Source organism: Chitinophaga oryzae (genome assembly GCF_012516375.2).
In the GTDB taxonomy this organism is placed as follows: domain Bacteria; phylum Bacteroidota; class Bacteroidia; order Chitinophagales; family Chitinophagaceae; genus Chitinophaga; species Chitinophaga oryzae.
On record NZ_CP051204.2, the window covers coordinates 4,708,383 to 4,722,680 of the forward strand.

Here is a 14,298-nt window from a genome sequence, read left to right on the forward strand (position 1 = left end):
CGGTCAGCCACCTATATCCATCCGTTAGAGTTCTTTTGCAAACATGTTAAAGTCGCCGGAAGCGGAGGCTTTGAGCAACAGCGCCTGCCATACGTTGCTATAGGCGATGTCGCGGTCTGTTTCTGCCCTGATGAGCGCATACAGCGCCTGTGTCACGTCTACCAGGTTGGTGAGGCCGTTGCGGTACAGGACCGACTTCTGAAGATAGGCGTCAGAAGCGGCTTTCACCTGTGCCGGCACCTCATGGTAGTTGTCCAGCGCGTTGGCGATTTTGGTGTCCGACAGTTGCAGCTGGGCGCGCAGCTGTTGGTCTGCCAGATCATATTCGGCCTGCAGGCCTGTGCTGATCTGTTGTTGTGCCCTCACCTGCCGGGAGATGCGCAGCGGCTGCGTAAGGTTCCACGTAACGCCCACGCCGATCAGGTAGTTGGTGCGGGTAGGCTTTACTCCGTCCCAGTAGGCGTGCGTATAGGCGTTGAGGTTTTGTGCGCCGTAACCGGCGTCAAAACCGGATCCCCTGGTTTGCAGTACGCCTACCAGTGAAAAGGCAGGGTACATCAGCGTGCGGTAGTATTTAGACTGCTCGTCGCTCAGGGCGATACGGCTCTTGTACCACTGCAGCAGCGGATGGCTTTCGATGCTGGCAGTATCATTCAGCATGGCCGGCACCCGGGACACGAGGAAGGTATCCAGTGCAAAGTGACCTGCAGGAACGCCCATCAGCTGGGCCAGCAGGTTGGACTGTGTCTGTTCAAAGTCGATGGCCTTGGTGAGGGCGATCTTTGCGCCGGACACCTCGGCGTTGGCCTGTGAGGAGTCCACACCGGCGCTCAGGCCGTTTTTAACGCGGGTCACCACCACCTGCCGGAAAGTGTCGGCCCTGTTCAGGTTTTTCTGATAGGACAGCGTCAGTTTCTGCGCGGCCACGAGGTTTAAATAAGCAGCTGCCACCTTTACTTCGTGCTGAAAAATCTCTTGTTGCCAGTCTTTATTATCGCGGGCGGCAACTGCTTGTGCTGTTTTTATTTTTTCTTTGGCGCGGCCAAATGCGAAGAAGTCCCAGTTAATATTGGTGAGGTACAGACCACCGAAGGCGGCGTTCCAGTTCTGGTCCTGCAGCGGAGCGCCGGAGGAAGCGGCGGCAAGGCCGCCGAAGCCGTACAGCGGACCATTCTGACCGTTGATGGTACCATAATCCTGTTGCACGGAGACGTTAAGGTTAGGCAGATAATCTCTCTTTGCCTGATCTATGCTCGTTTTGGAAGCCGCAGCATAGTTGGATTTAGCCTTAATGGTACCGTAATTATTAATCGCTGTTTGAATAGCATCTTTCAATGTAAGTACCTGCTGGGCTTTCACGGAAGTTGAATGAACACCAATCAGAAAAAGAAGGATCAGCCAGTATTTATTTCCAATCATGTAGGGAGAATTTTGCAGCATGGTATGAACTAAAGTTGTTAATCCGGATACAAAAAGACTTCATCATTTTGAAGCAATTTTGAAGTAATCGTTTTTTTTCTCCCGAAGGGAAAATAAAAAAGGGCAAGACCAGAAGTCTTGCCCCTAAAAGGTTTCAGCTTATCGAAAGGATACTTGTCTTATGCGGTCACAACCGCCGCTGTTTCAAATTTATCTTGTTCCGCCTCGTTAATGACACTTTCCGGACAAAAGTCTACTTGTAAAATATGCAACGGGGCTTTGTACCGGTAAGACACCTTAAAGTCACACACTTCGCAAATCTGTTTTACGATAGCCAGACCGAGACCTACGCTTTCGCTGCACTGGTTGCTTTTGCGGAAGCGCTCAAACAGTTCTTCCGGCGGGGTTTCCGGAGGCAGGCCCGTATTTTTGATCACCAGCTTCTGTTGTTTCAGAATGATGTGGATCATGCCGTCCTGCACGTTGTGACGGATAGCGTTGCCCAGCAGGTTGTTCATCAGCATATCTGCCAGTACCGGATGTATCCTGAGCTGGATGTTTTTGTCCAGTTCTCTTTTGACTTCAATATTTTTCATCTCCAGCCTGTCTTCATACGCAGCCAGCACGTCTTTGGCCACGCGGCAGAACTTAATATGTTCCGTCACCGCAAATTCGTTGTTCTCCATTTTAGACAGGAGGATCAGCGAGCGGTTGATCTTCGACAGCTTTTCGATCGCGTGGTGCATATCGGCCAACAGGGTGGCCTGGCATTCGTCGATATTGGTTTCGCTGAGCAGTTCCAGTTTGCCGCGGATCACTGCCAGCGGGGTTTGCAGCTCGTGGGAGGCGTTTTCGCTGAACTGTTTTACCGCCGTATATTCTTCCACCGCCCGATCCGTCATTTTTTTCAGGAAGGTATTCAGCTCTTTGAATTCCGCCGTATTGGTCTGCGGGAAAGTGATCTTTTTCTTCAGGTCGAAGTTGTGGATTTTTTTCATGGTGAGCCGCAGGGTGTGCAGGATGTGTTGGGACAGGAAGCGCGCGGACACGGCCACACAGAGGATGATCAGCAGCAGTTTCCAGGCCACGGTATCCAGGATGGCGTTGAGGATCTGACGGGATGCCGGGATATAGCTGGAGGTGGTCACTTCATAGGCCTTACCGTTGATGTTCATGAAGGTGCTGACGGTGAGGCGGCTCTCCAGGCTTTTGTGGTTGCCGTCGGGGTCGGGATCTTTCCGGATACGGAAGCTGTCGGCCGGCAGCGTTGGCAGCAGGGTAAAGGTGGTGAAGGAAGCATCCCGTGGTATGTTGACCGACGAGCCATCGGTCATGCGGGCTGCCGCTTTCATATTGACCGTTTTCAGGCGGGCTATCTCCACATCGTCTATCTTTCTCTCTATATTGTTCAGACAGATATAGGAAGTGATGGGTGTGGTGACCACAATCACGCCAATAAACCACAATGTAAATTTATCAACCAGTTTCATACTTTGGAAGCATTAAATTTATAACCCAGGCCATACACCGTATCTATATAATCCGCTCCGTTTGCCGCGCTGATTTTCTTACGAAGATTTTTGATATGCTGATATACGAAATCAAAATTAGCTAAATTATCGGTATAGTCGCCCCACAGGTGGGTGGCTATCGACTGTCGGGAGAGCACCCTGTTTTTGTTGACCACCAGGTATAGCAGGAGGTCAAACTCCTTGCGGGTGATGTCCAGCAATAGCCCGTTGATGGAGGCTTCCAGCGTATCGGTGTTAAGGGTGATCTCATTAAAGGTGATGATGTTGCTGCCCGACAGTTTTTTACGCCGGTAAATGGCCCTGAGCCGCGCATGTAATTCGGGCAGGTGGAATGGTTTGGTGATGTAGTCGTCTCCCCCGCCCTCCAGGCCCCTTATTTTATCGTCCATGGCATCTTTGGCGGAGATGATCAGTACGCCGCTCTGGATGCCCTGTTCCTTCATAAATTTCAACAGCTCCAGCCCATTACCATCGGGCAACATAATATCGAGCAATACACAGTCATATGAATACAGCAATAACTTCTCCTGCGCTTCATCAAAACTATAAGCCAGCTCGCAGATATATCCTTCTCTGACGAGAAAATCGTGGATGCTGCTGGCAATTTCTTTACTATCTTCTACTACTAACACTTTCATATAAAAGCTAATGTATAGGCGAATTTTGAAGCAATCTTGAACCGCTGCCGGGCGGGATGATCGCTGATTGCCCTGATTTGCGGAGATCAACCCATACCCCTTTCTGCATTTACCTTATAATTCACTTCTTTTCAATTTGAAACATATTGTTAAATTTGTAAACTATCACTTTTACAATATGACAAATAAGCTTGCAAGAAGCGGGGCCAGAGGGCAAAATTAACGCAAATTTACGTTGGATAGCGAGCTGCGGGGTTAGGTGGAAGCATGAAGCGGAATTGTTATTTAGGATGAGATCCTATATTTTTATTTAGTCGATGTGTTTGTTTCCATCAGGGCTGATGGCATAATATCTAATACTTAATTATTTACTGATGGAAAATTATACCCTCCTGTTGGTGATCATGGCGATCATGATCGGCGTATCCGGTATTGCGGAAAAGATAAAGTTGCCCATTCCCGTGTTACTGCTGGCAACAGGTATCGCGATTGGTTTTCTGCCTAGCATGCCGGGCATTGAACTGAACCCGGAAATCATCATGCTGCTGTTCCTGCCGCCGTTGCTGTATGATGCGGCGTTTAACATTTCCTTCCGGGAATTCCGGCTCAACATCAATACCATCGGTACGCTGGCCATCGGGTTGGTTTTCATCACCACCGGCGGTATTGCCGTTGTGGCCTATTACCTGATACCGGGTATGACATGGCCGCTGGCTTTTGTGCTTGGCGCTATCCTTTCCGCCACCGATGCGGTGGCCGCCATTGGCATCACCAAGGGGCTGGGGTTGCCGCATAACACCGTCACCATCCTGGAAGGAGAAAGCCTGGTGAACGACGCTTCTGCGCTGGTGGCCTACCGGTTTGCCGTAGCGGCGGTGACAGGCGTGGCTTTCGTTACCTGGAAAGCGCTGCTTCAGTTTGTGCTGGTGCTGGGCGGCGGTTTTGTGATCGGCGTGGTGCTGGCGAAAATGCTGGGGTTAGTGTTACGTTTCTTCCGTACCAACGATATGGTGGTCATCTGCCTGATGCTGCTGATGCCGTTTGTGACTTACGTAGTGGCGGAACACTTCGCGGTATCCGGTGTGATCGCGGTGGTGACGCTGGGTTTGGGCATGTCGAGGCTGAGCAGGATGAAGCTGCCGGAAGCGCTCCGCCATCAGTCCAAACACTTCTGGGACGTGATCATTTTTCTGCTGAATGGCCTGATCTTTTTGCTGATAGGCCTGCAGTTCCCGCTGGTACTAAAAAAGATGCATGAGGCGGAAGTATGGCCCTATATCGGTTACGCCGCTATTATCGCCGTGGCGGCCCTGGGTATCCGGCTGGTGCGGGTGTACCTGCAGCAGTTCAACCTGCAAAAGGCTTTCCTGGGCAAGGGTAAGCGCCGTGTCAGTCAACATGCGCTGTTCGATTCGAAGACAAGTTTTATCATTACCTGGTCGGGTATGCGGGGAATCGTTTCGCTGGCCATCGCGCTGGGTTTACCGATAGTGCTGCAAAGCGGGGAACCTTTTCCGATGCGCAACGAGATCATTTTTCTTTCCATAGCCGTGGTATTGTTTTCACTGCTGGGCCAGGGGCTGTCGCTGCCCTGGGTGGTCCGGAAATTCAGCAAATAACAGGATGTCCGGCGATGTCGCCGGTTATTCGTAACTTACAGCTACGAAAGCACTGATATGAAAGCACTGACTTTTTTATTGGCAATATTGATCACCGGTTCTGCCTGTCAGAGCCAGCAGAAAAAACAGCAGCCTATGACAAGCAACGCGCCCGCCAATCCGTATTATTCACGGACAGACACCGAGAAACTGCATGTAACCAATGCCGAATGGAAAAAGGTGCTGCCGCCGGAACTGTATGCGGTGGCGCGCGAGGCTGCAACAGAAAGGCCTTTCACCGGGAAATACTGGGATGCCGACACCAAAGGCTCTTACTATTGCGCCGTATGTGGCAACGCCCTGTTCCGTTCCGACGCCAAGTTTGCCAGCAGTTGCGGGTGGCCCAGCTTCTTCGAGCCTATCCGGACAGCCAGCGTTATCTATAAGGAAGACAATTCCTATGGCATGCACCGGACAGAAGTATTGTGCGGCAGATGTGACTCACATCTCGGCCACATCTTCGACGACGGCCCGCCGCCTACACATAAGCGCTTCTGCATGAACTCCGTATCGCTCGATTTTGAACCGCTGCAGTAATTCTGTCAGCGGTCACGTTCATGGCGTATCACGGCTGTCTTCACCTCGTCACCGGTGATGGTAACGATACTGTATCCAAAATAAGATAGATCTACCTGCACCTCCGTCGCTTCCTTCACGAATTGTGCACCGGTGGCAGGCGTCACCGTCTGGTGAATGTTTTTCTCCACCCGCTGATCGGTGATGTGAAGATGGCCGCAGAAAACATATACGGGGTGCGGATGGTCCAGCAACAAAGCCTTCACTTTTTCCCTTCCCTGCAATGGCTGCAGGCCATCCAGGAATATCGGTATTTCCACTACCGGATGATGCAGGAACAACAACACCTTACCGGCCGTTTTGAGTTCCGCTTCCAGCCATTGCAGCTGGGCAACGGTCATCACCTCACTGGCGGTGTCCAGGAAAATATACCGGAAACCGTCTTTATCTTCACTGTAACACATCGTCCCGTCTACCAGGCCCGGAGGCCGATAGTGCAGGCGTACATCTTCCAGCTTGTCGAAATTACCCAGTATGATGTTGTACTCCGGTGTGTATTGCTGTAAGGCCTCAAAGAGGAAAGTATGCGCAGACGGTTCCCCGATATCCCCTCCTATCACCACTTCCCGGATGCCTTTGCCGGCAATTTCCTGTAAGAGCAATAGCAGGTTTTCACGCGCCGGCACCTGTTGGCCGCGGGTAAATGCATCATCCAGATGCATATCGGTGACAAAAGCGAATGAACGGGTCATATTGAGGTAAAGTTTTTACCGCCTGAATATAGCGTTTAATCCGGTCACCCCAATGTCAAAATACGGCAACGGTTATACGTTATTATACTTCAGCCAGCTTTTTATTGTACCGGTTGCGGTATTCATGTGGCAGCAGGCCTGTCAACAGTTTGAAGGAATTGCGGAAGGTTTTGGTATCCGAGTAACCAACCTCGTACATGATATCATTGATTTTACGGTCGCCGTCTTCCAGGTGTTTTTTGGCAGCCTCGATTTTCACGCGCTGGATATATTCATTCATAGTATTGGAGGTGGCTTTCTTGAAGCGCCGTTCCAGGCTTCTGCGGCCAATGGCCAGCATTTCCGCGAGTGCGTCTACCCTGATTTTTTGCTGGAAGTTGTTCTCGATAAATTCCTGCGCCTGTTTCACCGGTTCGTCATCATGTTCTTTCTGCGCCTGAAAAATGATAAAAGGCAGCTGGGCAGAGCGTTCCAGGTCCACCTGGAAAAATTTGGCGCTGTAAATAGCGGCGTCGCGGCCGGCGTATTTCTCCACGAGGTACACCAACAGGTTTACCAGTGAAAGACCGCCACCGCTGGAATAGATACCGTTTTCATCGGTGATGACTTTTTCCTTCACGAGGTTCACTTCGGGAAACATATCGCGGAACAAATCCGCCGCTTTCCAATGCGTAGTGCATTTTTTCCCTATCAGCAGTCCCGTTTGCGCCAGCAGGAAAGCGCCTATACAAAGACTGGCCACTTCGGCGCCTTTTTCATATTGTTCACGTATCCAGGTAATCAGCTCCCCGTTTCTCGCCAGGTTGTCCTCCACGTTTTTATGTAACGCCGGGATAATAATAAGGTCCGTTTTATGCAGTTCCTGGACAACTGCGTCCGTTTGGATGGTAAACAGCCCGTTGTTCAGCTGGACCGCGCGCCAGGCGCCTACCAGCTTCACTTCGAACAAAGGCGCTTTGCCCTGGCTGACGAGGAAATCATTTACTTCTGTAAAGACATGGCGGGCGACTTCAATACCGGTCATAGCGGCACCGAGTGGAATCACAATAGATACGTGCTTCATAAGACAGCGTTATAAAGTTTGCAGGTTTCTCATTCCATCACAAGATAAAATATTTATCAGAATGATGAAAGCCTTGTTCCATGGACGGAAACCGGTTGTCAGCACATACTTCTGACGAGGTTTCCCAGTTTACGTACGGCCTGCTCCACCTGCCGGTTCCAGTGTTTGTTGCAGCTGACGCGGATATAGTTACGATAGCCGCCGGTGCTGGAAAAGAGCGGTCCCGGTGCGATGTTGATATGATGTTCCAGCGCCAGCTTCTGCAGTTTCAGGGCATCCACCTGCCTGGGCAGTTCCACCCAGAGCACCATACCGCCATCGGGCTGGCTGATCCTTACGCCGGAAGGGAAATACTGTTCGATATACTGGGTAGTCAGCAGCACCTGTTTATGTATGAGCGGCCGCAGTTTACGCAGATGCCGCTGATAGGTGCCGCTGGCCAGCAGGTCGGCCAGCGAGAGCTGCAGCACCGAAGCGGTGGCCACGTTGGTGGTGGCTTTCAGCTGCGCTACTTTTTCCATGAAACGTCCGGGGGCGCACCAGCCGATGCGGAAGCCGGAGGCCACTGTTTTGGAGAACGAAGTACATAACATCACCCACCCATGCCTGTCATACGTTTTAATGGTGGAGGGCCGGGTGGGACCGAAATGCAGTTCGCCGTAGACATCGTCTTCAATGACCGGCAGCTGGCGTTTCCAGGCCATCTCGGCAATCCATTTTTTCTTTTCGTCAGACAACACGACCCCGTTGGGGTTATTGAAATTAGAGATGAACAGGCAGGCGGCGATGTCGTAGGTGTCTACGGTCTCTTCCAGCTGGCGCAGACTGATGCCCTCTTCCGGGTCACAGGGCAGCTCTATCACTTTCAGCTTCAGTTGTTCGAGGCATTGCAGGATGCCATAGTAACAGGGCGATACCACCACCACGGCGTCGCCGGGGTTGGTGACGGCCCGCAGGCACAGGCTCAGCGCTTCGAGGGTACCGTTGGTGACCAGGACATCGTTGGCCGAGAGGCTGCCGTTCCAGTAAAAAGAGAGCCGCGCGATCTGCTCCCGTAACAGGCCGTTGCCAAGGGTCGACTCATATTGCAGATGCGCCCCGGTAAGATCTCGGGAGGCTTTCTGCAAGCTGCGCCGCACCGCATTAAACGGCACCATGTGCGTTTCCAGCGAAGCATTAAAAAAAGAGATAAACCCGGGTGGATAGGGACCTGCATCCACGGGCATTTTGCTGATGATGCGGCTCACGTTCACCTCGCGGATGGCAGGGGCCGCTGTGGTGGCCACCGGCTGTTCTGTATGCCCCGTGGATTTGCGCAGGGGCACATAGCCCGATTTCTCCCTGGAGGCCAGTAATCCTTTATCTATTAATAGAGAATAGGCTTTCAGCGAAGTGCCCACGCTTACCCCGAAATGCCCGCTCACCGCGCGCAGCGAAGGCAGTTTCTCGCCCAGCGGATAAGTCCCATTGTTAATCATGGCTTCTATCCGGTTGGCTATCTCTATGTATTGAAAGTCTTTCATCTGTTATACTAAAATATTCAAAATCTGTATCTGTTACAGTAGCTACAAAGTAAATAATTTTGGGGGAAATAATTGAGCCATGGAAATAATCAACAGCACCGTTACAGACATTGACGATATCTTTTACCTTTATGACGAGGGCACCAAATACCAGCGACAGCAGGGAACAAACCTTTACTGGAAAGGATTTGAGCGATCTGTAGTAGAACAGGAGATCGAACAAAAGCGGCAGTGGAAACTGGTGGTGGACAACAAGACAGTTTGTGTATTTGTCACTACCTTCAGTGATCCGTTGATATGGGGAGAGAAAGACGAGACGCCTTCCCTGTATCTTCACCGTATCGCCACCCATCCGGAATACCGGGGCCGCGGATTTGTGAAACAGATTGTTGACTGGGCAAAACAGTACGGAAGGGAAAACGGCCGGCAGTATCTGCGGCTGGACACCGGCGCCGGTAATGAGAAGCTGAACAACTACTATGTCAGCTGCGGCTTTACCTACCTCGGCGTAGTCTCCATTCCCGATCCGGAGGGATTGCCTGCCCACTACCGGGATGGCGGCTTTGCCACTTTTGAGCTTGTACTCTGACACCTACCTTTACGACTATATGAAAACACACCTTCTATCACTGCTCACGGCCACGGTTATTGCCGGCGCGGCTTCTGCCCAACAGGTGGCGGCTTCCGCCAGCTGCAGGAACGGCGCCTATGCCATGAGCGACGGCAGCCAGCTGATCATCAGTCCTTCCCAGGACAACGACCTCCGTTACCGCCGCCTGGACGGCAGCACCGGACGCCTTTACTTACAGGCCGACAGTAGTTACCTGTCGGGGCCCGGCTGGGCCAATGCCAACAACCCGAACATATTCGCGCGTTTTAGCGGCTGCCCCCATGATTCCCTTTTTTTCCGGCAGGACGGTAAAATGCTGACCGGTAAACGTATACCCCTGCCCGTTATCCCCCTCCGCTTTGATGTAAAGGACGCCGCTGTTTACGGAGAGCTGTTCCTGCCGGCAGACCGTAAGCCGCAGGCGCTGGTGGTGCTGCATTTTGGCTCGGGCGGCGCCTCTGCTGTGGCTACGCACTTTCTCCAGTACATGTTGCCGCTTAACCATATTGCCGTACTGGTATATGATAAAAGAGGCACGGGCAAGTCCACCGGGAAACTGTCCGCCAATTTTCACCTGCTGGCCCAGGATATGGCCACCATCGTAAAGGTGGTGAAAAAGCAGCCGGCCGTCCGTGGCATTCCTACGGGGCTGATGGGCGAAAGCCAGGGCGGGTGGATCGTACCGCTGACCGCTACCCTGACGCCGGTTGATTTTGTCATCGCCAGTTACAGTCTGCTTATCCCGCCGCGGGAAGAGAACCGCCAGGAAGCACTACACGATCTGCAGGAAGGACATTATAGTGACGCAGATATCGCAAAGGCGATGCAGGTTGTAGCGGCCACCGACCAGGTGGTGCGGACCGGCTTCAACGGCGGCCTCGAAGCGGTAGACTCTCTCAGGGCACTGTATGGCAGGGAGCCATGGTTTAAGGCTTTACAGGGAGATTATACCGGCCCTGTGCTGCAGGCCAGCCGTGCGCAGCTGGACACCCTGAAACAGATTTTCCCGACAGATGTTCCTCTGGATTATGACCCCGTGCCTGCGTTCCGGCGCGTAAAAGCCCCTATGCTCTGGGTGATTGCCGGGAAAGACACGGAGGCCCCGAACGGCGGCACCATCGATGTGTTAAAAGACGCGGTCGCCACCCGTAAAAATGTTGACGTAGTGATTTTCCCCCATGCCGACCATGGCATCATTGATGTACAGGATAGTCCGGACGGTCCGGTACTGCTGCAATATTCCGCCGGCTATTTTGATCTCCTGCGTGACTGGATCCTGCGCCACCAGGTCAGCAAACGGTACGGTGAGTCAATTACGAATGACGAATTACGAATTACGAATTGAGGGTTATCTTATAGAGCGGTTCATTAATAACCTTTCCAAAAGGGGGCCCTCAATTCGTAATTCGTAATTGATTGTCGGAATACCCCTTGGCGATTGTCGCAGACCTCCTCTCCTGTTTACAGCTGCAGGGCTACCTTTGCTGCAAGAGTTCATTTTCCATGAGAGCCATTGAAAACATTGCGGTACCGGTCACCGATCAACAGCTGTCCAAACAATTTTACCTGCTGCTGGGCTTTGAGCTGCTGGCGGAAGTAATGTTGCCCGACGGCGACGCCTGGATTCAGCTGGGATTCCGGAACCAGGTCACCACCATTTCGCTGGTGCGGCAATGGCCTTACGGCCGGATGCAGGCAGGCGCCTTACAGGGACTGGTGCTGGAGACGGACAACATCATAAGGGAGAGGGAACGGCTACACCGGGAAGGAGTCAATGTTTCGGCCATCAGCGAATCCGCTTTCGGAAAGGTTTTCTTTTTACAGGACCCCGATCTCAACGGGTTAAGCATCCATGAATTCAGTTATTAAAAGCGCGTCGCACTCCTGCTCCAGCATCTCCCAAAAGATTGATTTTAAATATCATATAAAAAATGTAAAAAAAATGGCGGAAAACTGTCTTATTCATGACAGCCAGGTTGTTATTAAGCTATAAACAACTAAATTTATTGCCATGAAAAATTTCTTATTTCTCTTCAGATCAGATTTCTCCTCTACAGCCAAGCGTTCACCGGAAGAAATGCAGAACAACACTAAAATGTGGATGGACTGGATCGGTGGTATTGCTGCACAGAACAAACTGGCCGATCGCGGCAACCGCCTGGAACAGACCGGCAAGGTAGTCAGGCCCAACAATGTGGTGACCGACGGCCCTTTCACAGAAATTAAGGAAACGCTCGGCGGCTACACCGTAGTACAGGCCAGCTCTCTCGAAGAAGCGGCTGAACTGGCGCAGGGCTGTCCCATACTGGCCTTTGGCGGTAATGTGGAAATCAGGGAAATCAGCGTATTATAATTACGAATTACGAATTACGAATTACGAATTGAGGGCCCCCTTTTGGAACGGTTATTAAATACCCGCTCTATAAAGGAGCCCTCAATTCGTAATTCGTAATTCGTAATTTCACATTATGGAAGATAAAGAACTGCTCCCCCACCTGTTCAGAACGGAATACAGCAAGATCACGGCTGTATTGTGTAAGCTGCTGGGGTTTGAACACCTGGATGTTGCCGAAGACATCGCCAGCGAGACCTTTCTGTCGGCCTCCGAGCTGTGGGGACTGAAAGGACTGCCGGAGAACCCTGCCGCGTGGTTGTATACCGTGGCGAAGAACAAAGCGAAAAACCATCTGAAACACCGGGCAGTATTTCAGCAAAAAGTATCTGTACAATTAAGTCAGGCTGCCACCAGCGAAGTGCCGGAGCTGGACCTGTCCGCACGGAATATTAAGGACAGCCAGCTGCAGATGATGTTTGCCGTCTGCCACCCTGCCATCTCCCTGGAATCGCAGATAGGGCTGGCGCTCCGCGTATTGTGCGGCTTCGGCATAGAAGAGATAGCGGACGCTTTCCTCACCAGTAAAGATACGATCAACAAACGGCTGTTACGGGCCAAGGAAAAGCTGCGGGAAGAAAATATCGCCATTGCGTTTCCGGCCGCCGCCGAAATCTCCAACCGGCTCGAAGCAGTGCTGCGTACACTTTACCTGCTGTTCAACGAGGGATATTTCTCTGCCAGTCATGACCATTCCCTGCGTAAGGACCTTTGCCTCGAAGCCATGCGGCTCACTTTTCTGCTGACCGAATACGAAGCCACCAATACACCGGCGGTAAATGCCCTGATAGCACTGATGAGCTTTCAGGCGTCCCGTTTTGAAGCACGTACAAACGCCAGCGGAGATACCGTTTTATATGACGACCAGGACACGAGTCTATGGGATGACGACCTGGTGCAGCAGGGAGAGCATTTCCTGAACCTGGCTTCCAAAGGGACCGTTGCATCCAAATATCATTATGAAGCAGGTATCGCCTATTGGCATACCATCAAGGCAGATACGCCCGAGAAATGGGAAAATATACTGCAGCTGTATAACCAGCTGCTGACCGTTGAGTACTCTCCTGTTGCTGCGCTTAACAGGACTTACGCCCTTTCGAGGGCCAACGGTAAGGAGGCTGCTTTGCAGGAAGCAAAAAAGTTATCTCTTAATGACCACTACCAGTATCATCTGCTGCTGGGAGAATTGTATGCCGGGGTTGACAACCGCGCCGCACGCAGTTCTCTTGAAAAAGCATTTGCCTTAAGCCATTCAGCGGCCGACAAAAAAGTCATCGACCAAAAAATACAACAACTTACGGAAACTGACTGATGTTGCTCACCACCAGCTGGTACAATTGCCGTATCACCGATTCCCGGTGCAGGCTAAAAGCGGCGGCGTCACCATCCAGGATGGCGGTTGCCGCTCCGGGGCATGAAAGCCTCTCCCGGAGGGTAGTGCTGACGAGCTCCCGGTGAAAATACAGCGCAATGTCAAATCCTTCGTAGTCCTCGTAGGAAAGCCATTCATACACCACCATAAAAGAGTGCTGACTGCCATTGGGAAGTACCATGGTATCCAGGGGGAGCCAGTAGTTGCGGTGCAATGGTGTGGCTGCTTCCACCGCCAATGCTATTTTACCGATAGCAGCCTCCGGATTGTTTTTTATTTTTCGTAGTATCCTTTCCGTTACTGTATATAATTCCGCTTCTATCGCGTTCAGCGTACGCGGTATATCATAGTGGTGCTGTTCCAGCAGCGACAGTACTAATTCGCGCGGGGCCGCAGTTTTGCCGAATACAATTGCCTCCGCTTCCTGTATAAATAACTGGCGGGCCACCATAACGTCGCCCCCTGCTTTTTCCAGTAACAGCGCGGCATGGCGCAGGCCCACAGGCACCTGTTCCCGTAATTGTTTTATTTGTTCTTCGTGGTCCATCGTTGTACAAAGTAAATATATTTCGCGCGCACCTCAAGTTATCACGCACTTAATGCACTTTCGGGAGGGATGTGCCGGAGAATAATTACTACAAAGGCGTACAATTCAGGGTATACATCCCTCTCCAAAAAAAATTACAAAAATAGTTGGCGATGGCTTCGTGTATGGAACGCAATAGTTGATATGAACCAGCAAAGAACGTTGCCTGATCTCATGTACAGGATTAATACTTCCGACAAAACCACTATCATAAAAATATTATCAAAATCCGACGCA

14 protein-coding genes are annotated in these 14,298 nt (G+C 51.6%); 7 read left to right on the plus strand and 7 right to left on the minus strand.

The window, feature by feature from the left end; all coding sequences use genetic code 11:
- Positions 1–24: 24 nt before the first annotated feature.
- The 3 genes from HF324_RS19235 to HF324_RS19245 all read right to left on the minus strand — a co-directional run bounded on the left by HF324_RS19235 (position 25) and on the right by HF324_RS19245 (position 3,589).
- A complete protein-coding gene (locus tag HF324_RS19235; RefSeq protein WP_168804036.1) occupies positions 25–1,419 on the minus strand; it encodes a TolC family protein in 1,395 nt (464 codons plus the stop codon).
- Positions 1,420–1,598: 179 nt separating this feature from the next.
- Positions 1,599–2,909, minus strand: coding sequence for a sensor histidine kinase (locus tag HF324_RS19240; RefSeq protein ID WP_168860558.1), 1,311 nt, complete (start codon positions 2,907–2,909; stop codon positions 1,599–1,601).
- On the minus strand, positions 2,906–3,589 hold the full coding sequence (locus HF324_RS19245; protein ID WP_168804038.1) for a response regulator transcription factor: 684 nt from the start codon (positions 3,587–3,589) through the stop codon (positions 2,906–2,908). The genes HF324_RS19240 and HF324_RS19245 overlap by 4 nt, the downstream gene beginning before the upstream one ends.
- Before the next feature lie 374 nt (positions 3,590–3,963).
- Here HF324_RS19245 and HF324_RS19250 point away from each other — a divergent pair, with 374 nt between their 5' ends.
- Both HF324_RS19250 and msrB read left to right on the plus strand, forming a co-directional pair.
- A complete protein-coding gene (locus HF324_RS19250) occupies positions 3,964–5,208 on the plus strand; it encodes a Na+/H+ antiporter (protein ID WP_168860559.1) in 1,245 nt (414 codons plus the stop codon).
- A gap of 57 nt (positions 5,209–5,265) precedes the next feature.
- Positions 5,266–5,784, plus strand: a complete 519-nt coding sequence (gene msrB, locus HF324_RS19255) for a peptide-methionine (R)-S-oxide reductase MsrB (protein WP_168860560.1) — start codon at positions 5,266–5,268, stop codon at positions 5,782–5,784.
- 5 nt (positions 5,785–5,789) lie between these two features.
- Here msrB and HF324_RS19260 read toward each other — a convergent pair whose 3' ends face one another.
- The 3 genes from HF324_RS19260 to HF324_RS19270 form a co-directional block, all read right to left on the minus strand.
- Positions 5,790–6,515: a metallophosphoesterase family protein gene (locus tag HF324_RS19260; protein ID WP_168860561.1), complete on the minus strand. Its 726-nt coding sequence runs from the start codon at positions 6,513–6,515 to the stop codon at positions 5,790–5,792.
- A gap of 82 nt (positions 6,516–6,597) precedes the next feature.
- Complete coding sequence (locus tag HF324_RS19265; protein ID WP_168804042.1) at positions 6,598–7,578, minus strand: GlxA family transcriptional regulator; 981 nt, start codon at positions 7,576–7,578, stop codon at positions 6,598–6,600.
- Between the two features lie 98 nt (positions 7,579–7,676).
- Entirely contained in the window at positions 7,677–9,101 is a 1,425-nt protein-coding gene (locus HF324_RS19270) for an aminotransferase-like domain-containing protein (protein ID WP_168860562.1), read from the minus strand.
- Between the two features lie 79 nt (positions 9,102–9,180).
- Here HF324_RS19270 and HF324_RS19275 point away from each other — a divergent pair, with 79 nt between their 5' ends.
- The 5 genes from HF324_RS19275 to HF324_RS19295 all read left to right on the plus strand — a co-directional run bounded on the left by HF324_RS19275 (position 9,181) and on the right by HF324_RS19295 (position 13,415).
- Positions 9,181–9,690: a GNAT family N-acetyltransferase gene (locus HF324_RS19275; protein ID WP_168860563.1), complete on the plus strand. Its 510-nt coding sequence runs from the start codon at positions 9,181–9,183 to the stop codon at positions 9,688–9,690.
- Between the two features lie 19 nt (positions 9,691–9,709).
- On the plus strand, positions 9,710–11,056 hold the full coding sequence (locus HF324_RS19280; protein ID WP_168860564.1) for an alpha/beta hydrolase family protein: 1,347 nt from the start codon (positions 9,710–9,712) through the stop codon (positions 11,054–11,056).
- A 158-nt stretch (positions 11,057–11,214) separates the two neighbouring features.
- Positions 11,215–11,580 (plus strand): VOC family protein, encoded by a 366-nt coding sequence (locus HF324_RS19285; protein ID WP_168860565.1) that lies wholly within the window; start codon positions 11,215–11,217, stop codon positions 11,578–11,580.
- 142 nt (positions 11,581–11,722) lie between these two features.
- Positions 11,723–12,064: a YciI family protein gene (locus HF324_RS19290; protein ID WP_168804047.1), complete on the plus strand. Its 342-nt coding sequence runs from the start codon at positions 11,723–11,725 to the stop codon at positions 12,062–12,064.
- A 115-nt stretch (positions 12,065–12,179) separates the two neighbouring features.
- Complete coding sequence (locus HF324_RS19295; RefSeq protein ID WP_168804048.1) at positions 12,180–13,415, plus strand: RNA polymerase sigma factor; 1,236 nt, start codon at positions 12,180–12,182, stop codon at positions 13,413–13,415.
- Here HF324_RS19295 and HF324_RS19300 read toward each other — a convergent pair.
- Positions 13,399–14,022 carry a hypothetical protein gene (locus HF324_RS19300; RefSeq protein ID WP_168804049.1) on the minus strand — a complete coding sequence of 208 codons (624 nt, stop codon included), beginning with the start codon at positions 14,020–14,022 and terminating at the stop codon, positions 13,399–13,401. The two genes, HF324_RS19295 and HF324_RS19300, sit on opposite strands and share 17 nt — an antisense overlap.
- Positions 14,023–14,298 lie beyond the last annotated feature (276 nt).

Excerpts from the sequence above, each read along its gene's own strand:
- HF324_RS19235 (WP_168804036.1), bottom strand. The coding sequence starts at position 1,419 with ATGATTGGAAATAAATACTGGCTGATCCTTCTTTTTCTGATTGGTGTT.
- HF324_RS19240 (WP_168860558.1), bottom strand. The coding sequence starts at position 2,909 with ATGAAACTGGTTGATAAATTTACATTGTGGTTTATTGGCGTGATTGTG.
- HF324_RS19245 (WP_168804038.1), bottom strand. The coding sequence starts at position 3,589 with ATGAAAGTGTTAGTAGTAGAAGATAGTAAAGAAATTGCCAGCAGCATC.
- HF324_RS19250 (WP_168860559.1), top strand. The coding sequence starts at position 3,964 with ATGGAAAATTATACCCTCCTGTTGGTGATCATGGCGATCATGATCGGC.
- msrB (WP_168860560.1), top strand. The coding sequence starts at position 5,266 with ATGAAAGCACTGACTTTTTTATTGGCAATATTGATCACCGGTTCTGCC.
- HF324_RS19260 (WP_168860561.1), bottom strand. The coding sequence starts at position 6,515 with ATGACCCGTTCATTCGCTTTTGTCACCGATATGCATCTGGATGATGCA.
- HF324_RS19265 (WP_168804042.1), bottom strand. The coding sequence starts at position 7,578 with ATGAAGCACGTATCTATTGTGATTCCACTCGGTGCCGCTATGACCGGT.
- HF324_RS19270 (WP_168860562.1), bottom strand. The coding sequence starts at position 9,101 with ATGAAAGACTTTCAATACATAGAGATAGCCAACCGGATAGAAGCCATG.
- HF324_RS19275 (WP_168860563.1), top strand. The coding sequence starts at position 9,181 with ATGGAAATAATCAACAGCACCGTTACAGACATTGACGATATCTTTTAC.
- HF324_RS19280 (WP_168860564.1), top strand. The coding sequence starts at position 9,710 with ATGAAAACACACCTTCTATCACTGCTCACGGCCACGGTTATTGCCGGC.
- HF324_RS19285 (WP_168860565.1), top strand. The coding sequence starts at position 11,215 with ATGAGAGCCATTGAAAACATTGCGGTACCGGTCACCGATCAACAGCTG.
- HF324_RS19290 (WP_168804047.1), top strand. The coding sequence starts at position 11,723 with ATGAAAAATTTCTTATTTCTCTTCAGATCAGATTTCTCCTCTACAGCC.
- HF324_RS19295 (WP_168804048.1), top strand. The coding sequence starts at position 12,180 with ATGGAAGATAAAGAACTGCTCCCCCACCTGTTCAGAACGGAATACAGC.
- HF324_RS19300 (WP_168804049.1), bottom strand. The coding sequence starts at position 14,022 with ATGGACCACGAAGAACAAATAAAACAATTACGGGAACAGGTGCCTGTG.